This window comes from Microbulbifer mixtoriginis (SeqCode), assembly GCF_052467515.1.
The window spans coordinates 1,701,660-1,717,412 of sequence record NZ_CP174314.1 but is presented as its reverse complement, the minus strand read 5'-3'; the positions used below and the strand labels follow the sequence as shown (position 1 = coordinate 1,717,412).

The following is a 15,753-nucleotide window of genomic DNA, read 5'->3' as shown; positions in this document are numbered from 1 at the left end:
AAAAAAGAAAAATTGGATAATTTTAAGACTAGAATCTAGTTGGGATTGTCAACATCCTTAGCCCATCGTACGAACTCTCGAAATGCCTTTAGCTGCGCTGAGTTAAATTTGAACCCCATGTAATTGGAAAGTGGCCCACTCTTTAGTGGTGCACATTTATTTTTCCTAACGGTAAAGAACATTTTTAAATCTGGATGCCGCTCATCCCAAAACCACATGTCATAACACCAACCACCAGCTACGACCTTAACGATATCTACTGGATTTTCAGAAGGGTATTTACGACTGTCAGGCCGAAAATCCGTGCTTGCAACAGAAAACACTGTCATCAATAGCTCTTTGCGCCGACCAAGATCTATCCAGCTATCACTTGCTGGATCATAGACATACAGTTCAGATGCCATCTCGGGGGCAATGCTACTAATTTCACGCCCGAGCTCCTCCTTCTCCTCGCGCTCTGAGTTTGACACCCACATAAAGCAACAAAAAACTATGAAAAATATAAAGAAAGGGAGTTTAGACTTTTTCCGCACGTTCATATTCAAATAAATAAAATAGGGCCGATGAGCAGCGCTACTTTTCCGCATCAAAATGTACAGCCACTGGAAAAACATCAAAGCTGAGGGCTGAAAATCGATTCAGGCAGGAATGCATATTTCAGACAGCCCCGTCATCAGGCTAAAATCACAAGTTCTTAAAGATAGGAGATTGCTGAGAAAACCAGGTCGCCCAAATACCCATCAAATTGAAACCTCAACATTGATTGAGGCAAAAATTGGCACCATGAATTGGCACCACGGGGCCCGAAACTAAAAAACCCCGCACTAGGCGGGGTTTTAAGTCCTTGATAAACAAGGAAGAATCTGGGGTGGCCGACGGGGATCGAACCCGCGACCTCAGGAGCCACAATCCTGTGCTCTACCAACTGAGCTACGGCCACCATAAAAGTGATATACTTCAGCACCTTGTGGCAGTACTGATTGCCGGATACCTCTTGCAGCCAATCTGGCTTCAGACTAAGTCCTTTTTGCCAAACCAGCACCATCTTGTGAAGATGGCACGCCCGGCAGGACTCGAACCTGCGACCATCCGCTTAGAAGGCGGATGCTCTATCCAGCTGAGCTACGGGCGCAAGGTGAACCCGGAAAATTGGTCGGGGCAGAGGGATTCGAACCCCCGACATCCTGCTCCCAAAGCAGGCGCGCTACCAGACTGCGCTATGCCCCGTTTTTCCAATCATTCGCATCTCTTTGACCCTGTTAACCGCCCCGTAGGTGGTTGTGTAAGTCGCTGTAGCTGCGAAGTGCGTGCATAGTAATGATACCCCCGGTCCATGTCAACGCTTCTAAGCTATTATTTTTAAAGAAGTTTATCCTTTTGCCTATCTGGGCCCAGAAGTGGCGAAATTATTTCCAACCTGTGCGAAAATGGCGCACTTCGCGAATCCGACCGGATAAAAAGTAAGCGTTTTTAAAAATCGCCTGCTTCCTCCCTTCTATATACAGTAGGTGCTGGAGCAGACTCCGGTCTATTAGCCATCGATTTTTTATTGTTAGAGATAGCATCTATGTCTGCACTGGTTCTGGACGGCAAGGCCCTGGCACAGAAAACTGAAGAAGAACTCTCGGCTCGGGTAGCCGTACTAAAAGAGAAGAGCGGTGGGCAAACGCCAATCCTGGCGACCATCCTGGTGGGTGATGACCCCGCTTCAGCTACCTATGTAAAGATGAAGGGCAATGCTTGCCGCCGTATCGGCATGGATTCCATGCAGGTGGAACTGCCCTCCTCCACCACCACTGAGGAGTTACTCGCCAAGATTGAGGCGCTCAATGCCAACCCCAACGTCCACGGTATCCTACTTCAGCACCCGGTGCCGGCACAGATCGATGAGCGTGCCTGTTTCGACGCGATTAGCCTGGAGAAAGATGTAGATGGCGTGACCTGCCTTGGCTTTGGCCGTATGGCCATGGGTGAAGAGGCCTATGGCTGTGCTACCCCTAAAGGCATTATGCGCCTGCTGGAAGCCTACAATATCGAAATGGAAGGCAAGCACGCCGTGGTCGTGGGCCGCAGCCCCATTCTGGGCAAGCCGATGGCTGCCATGTTGTTGAATGCCAATGCCACCATAACCATCTGCCACTCCCGCACTCAAGACCTGGCCGAACATATCCGCCGCGCCGATATCGTAGTGGGCGCCGTGGGCAAACCGGAGTTTATTAAGGCCGAGTGGATTAAAGATGGCGCAGTGGTTGTCGATGCCGGCTATCATCCAGGCGGTGTGGGCGATATCGAACTGGGTCCGCTAACTGAGCGCGTTGCCGCCTACACCCCAGTGCCCGGCGGTGTTGGCCCCATGACCATCAATACCCTGATCTACCAATCTGTCGATTCCGGTGAACGCAAGATTGGCTAGTTTTATACGACTAGATAAGGCGGTCAGCCAGGTGACTGACCTCTCCCGTACCGATGTGAAGCGCGCTGCCAAGGCGGAGCGCATTAGCGTTAACGGCGAGGTAGTCACCGATCCGGCCGCCAAGGTACAGGCCAGCGATGCACTGTACCTGGACGGCGAGCCCCTGCACGAGCCGGGGCCACGCTACATTATGTTGAACAAACCCCTGGGCTATGTAAGCGCGACCAAAGATGGCGAACACCCTACGGTGCTGGACCTGATTGACGAGCCCAACAAAGCCAAGCTGCATATCGCCGGGCGCCTGGATATCGATACCACCGGGCTGGTGCTACTCACCGACGATGGCCAGTGGTCACACAAAGTGACCTCGCCAAACCACCACTGTGAGAAAACCTATTACGCTCTGCTGGCTGAGAAAATTGAGGAAGATGCGGTGGCAAAGTTTGCCAAAGGCATCTGGCTCAACAATGAAAAGAAAAGAACCAAGCCGGCCAAGCTTGAGATTCTCTACGCTAACGAGGTGCGCATCACTATCGGTGAGGGCCGCTACCACCAGGTCAAGCGTATGTTTGCCGCCCTGGGCAACCGGGTAATCGAACTGCATCGGGAGAGAATCGGCGATATTTTCCTGGATGAAGAACTCCAGGAAGGCGAATACCGGCTGTTAACTTCTGAAGAAATCGCTTCGGTACGATAAAGACTATGTCCTCGCTTCTCCTCCAGGAAATCTCACAGGTGCCGAGTGAAACCCTGTGGATCGCCGATGAAAACAGCAAGCCCTTGCTACAGCCGGGTTTCCACTTCCAAGGCGATCTCCTTACCAACCGCTGGGATATTGCCGAGCTGGCCCAGGGTAAGGTTGGGCGCAGCTTCTATAACGACTTTCACTTTGAAGAGCTGGATCGCCGCTACCGCCGCATTGTTTATTCGGTCTCCAAGGAAAAAGCCGTCGTTCACCATATCATCAACCAGGCCCCACGGTTTCTCGGTGAGGGCGGTGAACTGGTGTTGTTAGGGGAAAAGCAGAGCGGCATTAAAAGCTATGCGGCTAAAGTTGCCGAGCGCCTGGATGGCAGTAAGCATCTGCAAAAGTACGGCAACGATTATTGCAGTGTTAACCGGGTGGAGCATCCCCAGGGTGGAACACCTATCGGTGAGGAGGATTACCCGCAGCTACGCAGCCTGCCGGAGCTTGGGGGTCTTTATAGCAAGCCCGGCCTGTTTGGCTGGAATAAGATTGATAAGGGCAGCGCCCTGCTGGCCCAACAGCTCACCACAGAGCTCCCCAAGGAGGGCGCTCAAGTCATCGATCTCGGCTGTGGCTACGGTTATCTCAGTGCCCGACTAGCGTCACTGGGGAGCTTCCACTTTACCGCTATCGACAATAATGCCGCTGCCCTACTCGCCTGTAAGAAAAATTTTCAAACTCAGGGTATCAAGGGCGTAGTGCTGCCCTCCGATGCCGGGGCAGAGCTGGAAAGCGGTGCTGCGGACCTGGTGCTGTGCAACCCGCCCTTCCACCAGGGATTCCAGGTGGAGGACGATCTCACCGATCGCTTTTTGCAACAGAGCGCACGGTTATTGAAAATAACCGGAACGGCGCTGTTTGTGGTGAACGAGTTTATTCCGCTGCTCAAGAAGGGGCCGCGTTACTTTTCTGAGGTGCAGTTGATCACCAAAGAAAAAGGCTTCTGTGTATACCGGCTGCGCCCTTAGGGCGCAGTGTGCCGGCGTTTATCTAAATTAGGCGAGCAGTCGCCAGGAGGGAAAAATCAAATTTGCGGACCAGCTGAGTCGGTAGGATTAGTAGTCGCGCAAATTAAACAGGTTCATCGAGAGGGTGTGCTCCTCCAGCTCTTCCAATTGTCGCAAGCGCTCGAAGGCTTCACGTGCCGAGGGAGTCTCCGCCCCCTGGGCCAGATCCCGGTATTGGTCAGCCAGATAAATCTCAATATCCATAGCCAGTTTGGCAATGTCATCTAGATTATCTATATCGATACTGCGCAGGCGCTGCAGAAACTCCTTCTCGCGCCCTTCCGGGGCAAATTGCACCCAGGTGTGCAAGGCACCTGGCGGCAAATCGGCGTGGAAGTTCTCCAGTGAATGCTTCATGGAGTCTTCCCGTCGTCGAAGCTGATCTAGGAGCAGCTCAACCCGCTTGTTGGTGGCAAGCTGCTCATACTCTTCGTATTGCAGCGCCAATTTGGCATGAAAATCCCTTCCTTCCTGAATAACTTCCTCAACTGTTTTGTACCGCATTAACGAGCCCTGGAGTAATAAGTCGCTAATGTCAGTATAGACAGGCAGTGAGAAAGGGCGCCAACAACACCCAACAAAAAAACGACAGTGGCAGTTTTCTCTTTGCCTATCGAGCCGCCAGGGCGCTCCAGACAGATAACTCAACGCAGAAGTCGATGATGAGCATACAGGCGACAACTGGGGCTACCGGGATTGATTTTGGCTGGAACGCGCTTCTTCAGCTCCGCCAGGGAAAGCGTATTCCTGCTCACCGCCAGAATATGATTTTCGTATTGGGGCATGTAGGCCATCCAGGCGCCACGCAGACGGCTGCGCAAAGCCTTTTGACGCCAGGCACTGTCTCGGAGCTCCTGAAGATCGCCAAAGTTACTCACTAAAACCCCATCCCGATGCAATAGGCGCATCAAGTTGGCGCACCATTCTTGACTTGCGGGCACGGCGCGCTGTGCCACCCCCTGAAAATGACCAAATATGTCATCGATTACCAGATCAAACGGCTCAGCAGAGGGGTTTTGCAGGTAATCTGCCACATACTCTTTGGCATCGGCATGTACCAGCTCTACATCCTTAACTCTGAAGAAGCGGCGGGCCACCTGTAGGTGAACCGGGTCCAGGTCCACCCCAACAATACGTTTCGCCGAGGTGTAAGCCTGTAACAAGCGGATCAAGGCACCGCCCCCAACACCTAATAACAATACAGAGTTCAGACGCTTCTCGGGCAGAAAGAAGGCCGGCAGCAGAAGCAGCTCCCACAGGGAGCCCTTAAGGGGATCGCGGGGATTCCACTGGGAATGGAAAACCCCGTTGCTGTACAAACGTACGCTGGCGCCGTGGTTGCGCACCTCATAACAGGTGTCTCCCACCTGCTTCTGCCACAGTAGTGCCATTAGCTTTGTGGCAGGTCTGAAGATTTCAGCAGCACTTGGGCAAAGCCCTGTAAGCCAGCCAGGTCTTCTGCGGTGAAACGGGCAATGGTCGGGCTATCGATATCGAGCACCCCAAGGCAGCGGTCGTTATTATCGTAAAGTGGAATGACCACTTCAGAAGCAGAAACCGCATCGCAGGCGATATGGCCTGGAAACTGGTGCACATCCTCTACCAGTTGAGATTCTCCGCTGGATACCGCCGTACCGCAAACTCCGGCACCTACGGGAATACGTGTACAGGCGGGCTTACCCTGAAAAGGCCCCAGACGCAGCTCATCATCATGCAAAAAGTAGAAGCCCGCCCAATTGATATCCTCCAACTCCATAAACAACAGAGCGCTGGCATTGGCAGTATTGGCCAGCCAATCCCTCTCGGCGGACAGCAGACCTTCGAGTTGACTATTGAGCGATGAGTAGAATTTATTTAACGACATGGCCGGATCGCCCCCTCACAATCAGTGGCTATAAAACGCGTTTGCCAGACACAGCAAACCCGCGAAATACCTGGCGCATTGTGTGCCAAGAGGCAGGTATTTTGCGGGCTTTACAGCAGGAATCAACCGGTGATTGAAAATTACTGGTAGGGGTCCAGCACCTCCTCTTTTGAGGACTCCCGTTGATATTGGTCTGCATCCATCGTGGGACGTGACCACTCATCACTCTCGCGGCCACCCTGCTCCTCCCCCGATTGGATAGCAGGGGGTGCCTTGGTGACATCGGAGGCAATTAAAGCGGAGCGTTTTTGCTCGAATCGCTTTTCCACGACGGGCTTGGGCGGCATGGAGGTGCTGGACTCCCGTCGGATACGGCTGGCCATAGTGCTTAGCGTTGGTCGTCGGCGCTCGGCCAGCTTAACCGCTTCCAACTCGCTGTTGAGCCGATTGACCTCTGCCTGCAAATCTCCCATCTGCGCCTGCAGTTCGGTAATCTGAGTCAGTACGCCTTTAACTTTACGGCTTTCCTTCTCATATAAAACAGCGGCGCCGCCGAAGGCCAAAGCAAAAATGACCAAAATGGAAAACTGACGCATAGAGATCTCCAGAAGCTTCCCTTGTTATTTTTAAAGGGCATTTTTACCGTATATTTTCTGTATCTTCCGAGATCTCGCGCATAAAAAACAAGCTTTAAGGCTGACTGAAACGACTGCAACAGCCAGCACAGAGTTAAGAGGAAGAAAAATTTATCCGATAGCGACAAAAAGCCCAGCGTTAAGGGAGAGTCTCCAGCAAAGCCTCTGTTTTGACGGCCTCCTGATCCACAAAACAATTATTGGCCGAGATAGCTGGGATCAAATAATCATCCGCATATTGGCAGCCGATCATTTCGATGGGTTTTTGCCCGAGCTTTTCTGCCAAGTCGGGAGAATGGGCCTTGCCGGCGTGCAGAGAGTTGAGTAACAAATCATAGCCGGGCCGCCAACACTGCAACCCAGGAAAACTTTTCTTCAGCGCGGCGGCTATACGCAGCCCTTCATAATCCAGATCCCCCCAAAAGAAAACGGGAAGTGAACCCAAATTATCGCCATACCACCACTGTGAAAATTGCTTCCGAGAAACTGTAGTGGCCGAATTAATCGTGCTAATGCGAGTAATGCCATGATTGCGAATCCGCTCCGCGCCACCCTGATAGCCCTCGCTGTACACCAGCGCTGTGGAGCTGGACTGCAATTCCGCCAGGCTGATAAAAGTATCCTGGTTCTCTATAAAAATCACTTGCGTAAACTGTTCCGGCAGGTAGGCGTGAAGTAATAACTGGCGCTCGCGAATTTTTCGGCTCAGCTCCGGAAACAGGTTACGCACCAGAGACTGGCGACTAGCTAAATCAAGATATTTGGAATCCCCTTTAAAGCAGCGCGCGGCCAATTGCCGCCAGGTGATTTGCTCGGCAAAAATCAATTCCCGACTTATAGCGGCCCAGCAGGAGACCATTTCCTCGGCAGAGTCGAACCCCGCTTGAAGCTCCAAACCCTCTACGGGAAAAGCCGCGGGATTCTCAAAGCGATCGGCATAAGGCTCCAGCAGACTGATCCAGGCTGACTTGCGCAAGTTGGGGGATGGACGATTGAGCCACAGGCGCAGCTGCTCTTCACTGGCGTCCCGAAAGATCAGCTGAGCGCCCTGCCACTCGGCAACACCCGGTCGCCGTTTAGGGTTCGGTTTTACTGCAAAACATTGATACTCACTGGCAAAGTGCTGCAATTCATTCCACAGCTCTTGCTCGTCTTGGTCGGGGTCCCTGAGGGGCTCCAACACTTCCAACCAGCGCTTACTGCCAGCGCGCAAATCCAGCCTGAAACTAATGCGGGCTTCCTTGCCCCGTTCCAGCTGGCTATCCCGCCGATCCAGAATAAAATTCAGGATGCCGATTAACAGCGGGTTTTCCTCTACCCAATAGGGCAATGCCTTTTCCATCGGTTGCCTCCCTGCCAATGGAGGGGTTTCCCCCGAAAATACCTATCCCGCTACTTCTACCAAGTCCATAAAATCCAGCGATGCCTGCTGGCGAATCGTGCGGCGGTGATTGGCCCAGAGTTCGGCGATACGCTCCTGGTTGCACACCTTGCGATCGACATACACCCGCGTATTCAGCTGGCCGATGGGCTTGGCACTGGGGCACTTACTGAATACAAACTGATTCGAGATCAGGTCCATAAAAGGCCCCGATTTACTGCTGGGCATAATGAACAGCAGCTGTAGCCCAAGGGTTTCAGTCAGGTAACGAATCACTTCCTTGGAGCGGGACTCATCCATTTTGGAGAAGGCTTCATCCACCAGCACCATTTGCAAATGGCTGCCGCTTTCACCAAAGCGGAAGGCCGAAGTGACCGCTGCGGAGCGGATAATATAAGCCGGCGTTTCCAGCTGACCACCGGAACCGGTGCCGTACTGGCTGAGCGCAATCGGCTCCTTACCTTCCGGTTCCTTATAGATCTCATAGCTGCGGTAGTTGCGGTAGTCGCTGATTCGATCCAGCTCGCGCCGTGCCACCTGCTCGTCCTCACTCAGCAGCATACTCAACAGGCGATCCCGCACCTTACGGTGCTTGGGCGCCAAGTCCGTGTCGAACAGGCTCTGCTCTTCGCCCAGATTCGGCAGTTCAATTACCGCCTTAAAGAAGCTCCAATATTCCTTGAATTCCGCCACCCACTGGTAGTCGAAACGGAAGCGCTCGCGGTCGGCACCAAAGCGGTGATGCTCCAGCTCTTTATTCAGATCATCCAACACGCGCTTACCATCGTTAATGGACTGGTAAATAGCGTGGCACAAGTGGGTTACAAAAGTGGTGTTAAAGGATTTTTTCAATCCCAGCAGTTGATCGTGGCGCTCCACCAGCAGGTTATTCTTCAGGCGGTTGCGCAGGGTCTCTACCTGATCTCCGAGACCGCTGATCAACTTGAACAAGCCATCTTTGTGGCCGCCACTCAAGTCCGGCTCAAACACCAGGGTATCGACGCTGGCACAGGTGGCGTTGTACTCCATCACCGCGCGATCCAACTGGCGACTGTATTTCTCCAGCTGTCCATGCCAACTTTCGATATCCGCTGAGAAGTCGAAGTTGTCGGCGGCGCGCTCTACCTGCTCGTCGGCAGTAACCAGCACTTGCTCGGCATCGAAGGTGGGATCGATGGCGGTAATGCGCCTTACCATTTCCTCGCTGTCACTGGCAGCATCGTCCAGGGATTCCAGCTCGCCAGACAGCGCGTATAAGAGTTTTTCGTTGCTTCTTAGCTTGGTCTCCAGAGAGCCATGCTTGCGCTGGAGGTCAGACAGCTGCTTTTGCTGATCTTTGAGCTGGGCCTTGAGTTCATCGACCTGCTGCTCGAACTGCTCGAAGTCCTTCAGGTCCAGGTTTTCCAGAGCCCGCTCGGCGCTGCGCCATTCCCGCTGTGCCGCCAGGGCGGAATCCACAATGGACAACAGCTTGATATTCGCCAACCCTCGCACCGCGTTGGTGACCCGGCGGTAGAGCTGGTGGCGCTCGTTGACGTGGGCGGCCTCTTCCAGCAACTGCTCCATAGCGCGCTGCTGCGCCGCCAGTGCGCGGGCGCGGGCGCCCTGGCCGAAGACCAGCTCGGCATCGTCCATATCGCAGCGCCACATGCTGTAGTTGCCACTGGCCATACCGTCGGCAGTCAGGCCCCGGCGGGTGCCGCGCAGCTCGTGCTCATCCTCCACCTGTACCACGGCACCGTAGGAAGCGCGCAGATAATGCTCGGCAGTTTTATGGGTGAACTCCATCAGTTCGATAATGGAGCCCGACGGCGTATCCAGGCGCTCCGCATCGCGGCGGGCTTTGTCCCCCTGGATCACACGGGCGCGGTTGTTGCGCCCGGGCAGGCTGCGCACGATGCGAATCGCGCGGGCCTCGTGTTCCGGCTCCACAATAATCGAGAAGCGCGCGCCGCCCAGATAGCCTTCAATCGCCATCTGCCAGCGCTCATCCAGCACTTCCACATAATCACACAGGACACGGGGCTCCGCCTGCGGGCACTGCTCGCGAATTGCGGCCAGGGCCGCTTCCACCGATTGGGGGTAGCGTACGCGGTTGGCCTGGAGATGCTGAATGCGGCTCTCCTGGGTGCGCAACTGCTTTTGCAGCTGCTGTACTTTTTGCTCCCAGCGGGAAGCCTGCTGGGCAATCTGCTCTTTGGGGGAAACCTCATCACCGACGCCAGCTTTGCCACTACTATCCAGCAGGTCGTAGAGGCGGTTCTGTAGGGCCTCACTGCTGGCAGCGCGCTCGCGCAGTGGCTCCAATGCAGCCAGGTCAATCCAGTCCTTGCCTAACAGCTTGTGCAGATCCGGCAGGTCTTCCTCGCGGGCTACCTGCTTGATCGCCTGCACCAGTGCTTTATCAGAGAAAGCGGGAATTTCCAGCTCGGCGGAGGTCGAGTTGAGCAGGTTTAATAATTCTTCGGCGGCCTCACGGTTCTCGCGCCAGCGGGCCTCTTCGGCAGACATGGGGGTGTGCTGCTGGGACAGAAGGCTCAGGGCATTGTTAATACGCTGCTCCAGTTCGTCCTTATTGCGCAGCGCATCAATACCCAGGCGCTGGGCTTGAAGCTCTACCAGCTGGCCGTTGAGCTGCTCGACGCGTTCGGAGGCGACGCGCACTTCACGCTCATTGTTGTCCAGATCGCTGCGCAGTTTTTTCTGGTCATTCTTGCCACTCAGATAACTCTTTTGTACCCGCTGCTGGCGATGGCGTGCGCACAAATATTCCTGCACCCGCAACTGCAACCACTGCTCCCGGTAGAGCTCTACCGACTGGGCGATGGCCTCCAGGGAACTGACCCGCTCCACAATCTGGCGGGCTTCCTGCTCCATGCTGTGAATGGTTTTCATCAGTTCGGAGACGGAGCGGATGGCATCACCCAGATCGCGTTTTTCCAACACTTCCTGGGCGACAAAATCGTTGATGCTTTTTACCGGCTTATAGGCCATAAAGTTGGCAAAGGTGCGCGCGGCGTGCATGGCCTCGCGATCGGAGACCGCATCGCGGCGTCCGCGCAGGGCACCGTAAAGGCGGCGCAGGTAGGCCTTTTTCTTGTCGTACTGCTCTACTTTTTCGAACTGCTTGCTCAGGACTTGATTGAATTTATCCAGCGGCAGCAGGTGTTTGCCATCGGTGTAGTCCCGGACAAAATCCCCCATCACCAACTGTTCACCGGGGAATACGAAAAAGCGCAAATCACTTTGGCGAGCCTGGGCGGGCTTGCTGCTGTTATCCAGGTGCGCACGAATACCCATCACTGCAGTAAAAGGCTCAGCATCGTCTTCACCGCTGGTGGGATGGAAAATACCGGCGATGTAACAGTCGGTGGGCTCTACACGAGCGTAACTGCCGTCGTCACAACCCAGTACATAGGAAGCTAGCGTCCGTACCTGCTTGCCACCGCGCCCGCGCTGGGTGGTTTCATCCTGCCCCGGGTTAAAGGTAAACAGGGTATCGTGGGCGGCGGTCATCAATGTCTGGATAGCATCAGCCGCCGTGGTTTTACCGGAACCGTTGCCACCGGAAAACAGGTTGATCGGGCCGAAATCATATTCCAACTGCGGGATATTGCCCCAGTTAATCAGGATCAGTTTTTTTAGGAACATAGTCTTTTCAAAAAAACGGTCTTTTCAAAAGCAGGGTCTTTTTGCTGGCGGGAAGCCGACACCCTTCTCCGAGGCTCCCGGGCGCGATTTACGCAAACCCGGACGGTCGAATGTTTTCGATTTTTTATAGCCGCTACTGCGGCCTCAATTTTTAACTAAGAAGCCGCTTCACTCTCAAACAGGCTGTTATCTTCGACTTCTGGAGTGATGCGTTCGAGCGCTTGCTCTTGTTCCGCCTCTTCAGCCTCATCAATTTCATCAGTTTGAGTGGCCTTGCTCTCCACGACGGGCGGGACTTCGCTGTCGATCAGCTGGTGCAATACCGACTCGCTGACAAAGTGGGCGATAGTCGGGCGCACGCGCAGCCACACTTCCGCACTAGCCTCCACCTCTTCGCTGCTGAACTGTACCAAACGCAGCTGGCGCAATTTCTTCAGCAGGTTTTTACGCTCGGCGTGCTTATCCGGCAGGGACATTTTCAGCAGATTGCGCATGCCCAGTTCCAGGGCTTCCATCGATAGCGCGGCGCAACCACTCTCATCCACCTGCCCTTCCCGCAGCGCTTTATCGTATTCCACGCGCAGGGCGAGAATCGCGGCCACTTCCTGCTGACTGAGGCGGGCGCGGAAGCCGCCGTGGTGCGGCTCTTCCTGATCCGGCAGTCCCGGCACTTCGGCGCCGGGCGGATACACTCGGATAAACTGGAAACGGCTGTCGTGCTGCAAACGCAATCCCAGCGGGGCCAACCACTCGCGTACCAGCTGCTCGCAGCGCTGGAAGCGATCGTAAAGCGTGGTTTCGATAACGCTTTCATCCCGGCAGATAACGCCGTAATCCAACAGGCGCACCAGCAGCTCGGAGAATTCACTGCGGTTCAGGCGACACTGCGCCAGGGCCTCTTCCAAAGCCTGTTCAATCACTGTTTTTCAGCTCCAGGATATATTCGTCAAATTCGGTGAAATAATCATTGCTGGCGATTTCACCGGTAAATTTCACCTGCAAGTCGGCGGCACCGCTCTGGTTCACCGCCGCCGCTTCGATCACATGGCTCATAGCGAGCAGATCACGCGCATCCCGCAATGGCAGGTTGCGGCTGTTGATCTGGCGGCCGGTGCCGAGGGCATCGCTCAGATAATCGCGCAGGTTACTGTTGTTGAAGTTAAACGCCTGGTCGAGCAGTTGTTGCAGCTCGATCTCGCGGCGGTTCTCCTCACCGATGGGGGTTTCATCTTCGACCCGGGTATTTACCGGTTGGCGGCGGTTGCGCTGCCACAGCTGGGTTTGCTTGGGGTCAAACAGGCGCAGCTGGAAGCCGCCCAGCTGTTCGCCCAGCTGTTCGAGGATATGTGTTTTTTGCTGGCTCTCACCGAGACGCTGGCACAGGTCGGCAAACTCGCCCTCGGCCTGGCTGTGCAGGTAGCTGAGCTGGCGAATAATAATATCCGCGCGCTTGGTAAAGCCCTGTAGTGCGCGGCGCAAAGCGGGCAACTTCACCTCGCAGGCACGACGCATGCGGTCCTCGATGGTATCGAGCATTAGCCACAGCAGGGAGTGGCCCGGCTGCATCAATTCCGGCAGCAGCTGGCGCAGGCGCTTCTCCCACTCCGCTTTCTGCATATCCTCCTTTCTGCGAATGCAGTCAATCACCCGATTGATGGAATCGCGATGTTTTTCCACGCTGTCCGCAGACAAACGGATAGCCAGGTCCGGCTGGAAGCGGCTCTCCATAAAGGAGAAAAACTCATCGGTAGCCTGCTGCACCAGCAATTGGGCCTCCACCTCGCGCACCATTTCCCGCTTGCGCTCTTCCAGCTCGGCGATCATATCGGTGAAATCCGCCACGATACGCTCGGAGTATTCCCAGGCATCGATCAAGTCGTGTATTTCACCTCGGCTGGCAAAGGCCTCCAGGGCATTCAAGGTGTTGCGGGTATTGCGGTGGCGGGTGCGCACGCGAGTGCCATTCACTTCCACTAGCGGCTGAGTGAAAAGTCGGCCTCGGCGGCTAAACGGATAGGTGGCGGTGAGCGTGGCGCTGTCCACCTGCTTCTCCAGCCAACCGAATTCCACCAAACTGTTCAGTACCCAGACGGCCTGATCGCGCAGGTTGCGGAAGCGGCCCTCGGGGTCCTGCACTCCATCTTCACTATCGAGTTGGGGCGCGCGGGTCAGGGCCTCGGCAAAAATTTCCAGGATCTGCTCGCGCAGCAGAGACTCACCGTAGTCAGCCTTGGCTGTGTACAGACGCTCATACAAAAGACGCAAGCACTCAACCACCTGTTCGCGGTATTTACCGGTCAGCGGGCGGAAGAAGTGCTGGTAGGAATCGACGAAGAACAACGACTATAGGCCCGCTTATTCCTCTTCCGGCTTTTGGTTGAATACGCAGTACTTGGTGTAGTCGCGTCCATCATCCAGGGTCCATTGGCCCTTGGGCACTTTATCCATTTTCTCACACCAGGCATCGGAGCCGCGCTTGGGCTCACAGGCGGTCAGTGCGACAAGGGCAACAGCGGAGCAGATCAGAAAGAGTACTTTTTTCATGGTTCGCTTCTACAAATGAAATTCGAATGGCTTTTTTCCCCAGCTGCGAGCAGCCAGGGAGAAATCAGTGAGCGTAGTTTAAGGATGTCGTTTAGGGTTAGAGACGCCCTACTCGCGGCGCCACTTAGTGCCCTCGCGGCTATCCTCAAGCACCACACCTTTTGATTTTAACTCTTCGCGAATCTCATCGGCGCGGGCAAAGTCACGGTTTTTCTTGCTCTGCACGCGCTCTTCAATCAGCGCTTCAATTTCCTCTGCGGAAATAGTTTCTTCGCCACCGCGGGCCTGCTTGAACCAGGCTTCCGGGTCTTGCTGCAAAATGCCAAGCATTTCACCGGCCGCCAGCAACAAACCTTTCAGGCGCGCTTTATCGGCGTCTTCGGCCTTGTTTAAATCGCGGGCAATCTGGTGCAATTCGCTAATGGCGATCGGCGTATTCAGGTCGTCTTCCAGCGCTTTCAGGAAAGCAGTGTCAGTCAAATTTGCCGCTTGCGCCTCAACCACTTCGGTTTCACGCAGTGCACCGTAGAGGGTATCCAGGGTGCGCCAAGCCTGGTCAAGCAGGTCAGCACTGAAATTCAGTTCTGAGCGGTAGTGGGCAGATAGCAGTGCGAAGCGCAGTACTTCGCCAGGGTAAAGTGCCAACAGGTCTTTGACCATGCGGAAGTTACCCAGGGACTTGGACATCTTCTCGCCATCGATATTCACGTAGCCGTTGTGCATCCAGTAGCGCACAAAATCCACGCCATTGGCGCAGCAGCTTTGGGCCCGCTCGTTCTCGTGGTGGGGGAAGGTCAGGTCGCGACCGCCGCCATGGATATCGATAGTGTCACCCAGGTGCTTCTTGATCATGGCCGAGCACTCCAAGTGCCAACCTGGGCGTCCACGGCCCCAGGGGCTGTCCCAGCCGGGCTCGTCATCGGCGGACGGCTTCCACAGTACGAAGTCGCCAGCGTACTTTTTGTAAGGCGCTACTTCCACCCGCGCACCGGCGAGCATATCGTCGAGGGAGCGCTTGGACAGCTGGCCGTATTCCTGCATGGACTCCACGGCGAACAGCACATGGCCCTCGGCGGCGTAGGCGTGTCCCTTCTCCAGCAGGCTTTCGATCATCGCGATCATTTCCGGCAAGTGCTGGGTGGCGTAGGGGACAATATCCGGCTCCAGGTTATTGAGCGCGGCCATATCCTCGTAGTAAGCCTGGGCATAGCGGGCAGACAGTACAGCGATTTCCTCGCCGTTATCCCGCGCGGTCTTCATGATTTTGTCGTCAATATCGGTGATATTGCGCGCGTAAATCACATCGCTGAAATTTCTTTTCAGTACCCGGTACAGAGTGTCAAACACCACCACAGGGCGGGCATTGCCAATATGCACGCGGTTGTACACGGTGGGGCCACACACATACATGCGCACCTGATCTTCCACCTGTGGTACGAAGGGTTCTTTCTTCCCGGAAAACGTGTTGTAGACCTGTAGAGACATCTTTTCTCTCGAATTCTTTTTGCTG

The 15,753-nt window shown here is 54.9% G+C and carries 14 protein-coding genes and 3 tRNA genes; 3 read left to right on the top strand and 14 right to left on the bottom strand.

What is annotated here, in order from left to right:
* Nucleotides 1-35: 35 nt before the first annotated feature.
* From ACJJIT_RS07290 to ACJJIT_RS07275, 4 genes are all read right to left on the bottom strand, one after another.
* Nucleotides 36-476, bottom strand: coding sequence for a hypothetical protein (locus tag ACJJIT_RS07290; RefSeq protein ID WP_444900476.1), 441 nt, complete (start codon nt 474-476; stop codon nt 36-38).
* A gap of 388 nt (nt 477-864) precedes the next feature.
* Nucleotides 865-940 (bottom strand) — tRNA-His (locus ACJJIT_RS07285).
* A 115-nt stretch (nt 941-1,055) separates the two neighbouring features.
* Nucleotides 1,056-1,132, bottom strand: a tRNA-Arg gene (locus ACJJIT_RS07280).
* An 18-nt stretch (nt 1,133-1,150) separates the two neighbouring features.
* Nucleotides 1,151-1,227, bottom strand: a tRNA-Pro gene (locus ACJJIT_RS07275).
* 340 nt (nt 1,228-1,567) lie between these two features.
* Here ACJJIT_RS07275 and folD point away from each other — a divergent pair.
* From folD to ACJJIT_RS07260, 3 genes are read left to right on the top strand one after another with little or no spacing between them, the layout of a single operon-like run.
* Entirely contained in the window at nt 1,568-2,413 is an 846-nt protein-coding gene (gene folD, locus ACJJIT_RS07270; RefSeq protein WP_444900475.1) for a bifunctional methylenetetrahydrofolate dehydrogenase/methenyltetrahydrofolate cyclohydrolase FolD, read from the top strand.
* Entirely contained in the window at nt 2,406-3,110 is a 705-nt protein-coding gene (gene rsuA, locus ACJJIT_RS07265; protein WP_444900474.1) for a 16S rRNA pseudouridine(516) synthase RsuA, read from the top strand. Before folD ends, rsuA begins: the two co-directional genes overlap by 8 nt.
* A gap of 38 nt (nt 3,111-3,148) precedes the next feature.
* On the top strand, nt 3,149-4,129 hold the full coding sequence (locus ACJJIT_RS07260; protein WP_444900473.1) for a class I SAM-dependent methyltransferase: 981 nt from the start codon (nt 3,149-3,151) through the stop codon (nt 4,127-4,129).
* An 87-nt stretch (nt 4,130-4,216) separates the two neighbouring features.
* Here the strand turns inward: ACJJIT_RS07260 and ACJJIT_RS07255 are convergent, their stop codons facing one another.
* From ACJJIT_RS07255 to cysS, 10 genes are all read right to left on the bottom strand, one after another.
* Nucleotides 4,217-4,672, bottom strand: coding sequence for a hypothetical protein (locus tag ACJJIT_RS07255; protein WP_152453116.1), 456 nt, complete (start codon nt 4,670-4,672; stop codon nt 4,217-4,219).
* A 140-nt stretch (nt 4,673-4,812) separates the two neighbouring features.
* The gene (locus ACJJIT_RS07250; protein WP_444900472.1) at nt 4,813-5,559 is read right to left on the bottom strand and encodes a methyltransferase domain-containing protein; all 747 of its coding nucleotides are present in this window, start codon (nt 5,557-5,559) and stop codon (nt 4,813-4,815) included.
* Entirely contained in the window at nt 5,559-6,032 is a 474-nt protein-coding gene (locus ACJJIT_RS07245; protein ID WP_444900471.1) for a GAF domain-containing protein, read from the bottom strand. The genes ACJJIT_RS07250 and ACJJIT_RS07245 overlap by 1 nt, the downstream gene beginning before the upstream one ends.
* Nucleotides 6,033-6,172: 140 nt before the next feature.
* Nucleotides 6,173-6,628 (bottom strand): hypothetical protein, encoded by a 456-nt coding sequence (locus ACJJIT_RS07240; RefSeq protein ID WP_252082092.1) that lies wholly within the window; start codon nt 6,626-6,628, stop codon nt 6,173-6,175.
* Between the two features lie 178 nt (nt 6,629-6,806).
* The gene (locus ACJJIT_RS07235) at nt 6,807-8,009 is read right to left on the bottom strand and encodes a Wadjet anti-phage system protein JetD domain-containing protein (protein WP_444900470.1); all 1,203 of its coding nucleotides are present in this window, start codon (nt 8,007-8,009) and stop codon (nt 6,807-6,809) included.
* A gap of 42 nt (nt 8,010-8,051) precedes the next feature.
* Nucleotides 8,052-11,699 (bottom strand): ATP-binding protein, encoded by a 3,648-nt coding sequence (locus ACJJIT_RS07230; protein ID WP_444900469.1) that lies wholly within the window; start codon nt 11,697-11,699, stop codon nt 8,052-8,054.
* Nucleotides 11,700-11,854: 155 nt separating this feature from the next.
* Entirely contained in the window at nt 11,855-12,619 is a 765-nt protein-coding gene (locus ACJJIT_RS07225; protein ID WP_444890002.1) for a DUF4194 domain-containing protein, read from the bottom strand.
* Complete coding sequence (locus tag ACJJIT_RS07220) at nt 12,612-14,039, bottom strand: Wadjet anti-phage system protein JetA family protein (protein WP_444900468.1); 1,428 nt, start codon at nt 14,037-14,039, stop codon at nt 12,612-12,614. The genes ACJJIT_RS07225 and ACJJIT_RS07220 overlap by 8 nt, the downstream gene beginning before the upstream one ends.
* A gap of 15 nt (nt 14,040-14,054) precedes the next feature.
* Nucleotides 14,055-14,243 carry a DUF3012 domain-containing protein gene (locus ACJJIT_RS07215; RefSeq protein ID WP_444900467.1) on the bottom strand — a complete coding sequence of 63 codons (189 nt, stop codon included), beginning with the start codon at nt 14,241-14,243 and terminating at the stop codon, nt 14,055-14,057.
* A gap of 108 nt (nt 14,244-14,351) precedes the next feature.
* Nucleotides 14,352-15,728: a cysteine--tRNA ligase gene (gene cysS / locus ACJJIT_RS07210; protein WP_444900466.1), complete on the bottom strand. Its 1,377-nt coding sequence runs from the start codon at nt 15,726-15,728 to the stop codon at nt 14,352-14,354.
* Between the last annotated feature and the right edge of the window lie 25 nt (nt 15,729-15,753).

Coding starts and splice junctions, on each gene's coding strand:
- ACJJIT_RS07250 (WP_444900472.1), bottom strand. CDS start 5,559: ATGGCACTACTGTGGCAGAAGCAGGTGGGAGACACCTGTTATGAGGTG.
- ACJJIT_RS07235 (WP_444900470.1), bottom strand. CDS start 8,009: ATGGAAAAGGCATTGCCCTATTGGGTAGAGGAAAACCCGCTGTTAATC.
- cysS (WP_444900466.1), bottom strand. CDS start 15,728: ATGTCTCTACAGGTCTACAACACGTTTTCCGGGAAGAAAGAACCCTTC.
- ACJJIT_RS07240 (WP_252082092.1), bottom strand. CDS start 6,628: ATGCGTCAGTTTTCCATTTTGGTCATTTTTGCTTTGGCCTTCGGCGGC.
- ACJJIT_RS07215 (WP_444900467.1), bottom strand. CDS start 14,243: ATGAAAAAAGTACTCTTTCTGATCTGCTCCGCTGTTGCCCTTGTCGCA.
- ACJJIT_RS07290 (WP_444900476.1), bottom strand. CDS start 476: ATGTGGGTGTCAAACTCAGAGCGCGAGGAGAAGGAGGAGCTCGGGCGT.
- ACJJIT_RS07245 (WP_444900471.1), bottom strand. CDS start 6,032: ATGTCGTTAAATAAATTCTACTCATCGCTCAATAGTCAACTCGAAGGT.
- ACJJIT_RS07255 (WP_152453116.1), bottom strand. CDS start 4,672: ATGCGGTACAAAACAGTTGAGGAAGTTATTCAGGAAGGAAGGGATTTT.
- folD (WP_444900475.1), top strand. CDS start 1,568: ATGTCTGCACTGGTTCTGGACGGCAAGGCCCTGGCACAGAAAACTGAA.
- ACJJIT_RS07230 (WP_444900469.1), bottom strand. CDS start 11,699: ATGTTCCTAAAAAAACTGATCCTGATTAACTGGGGCAATATCCCGCAG.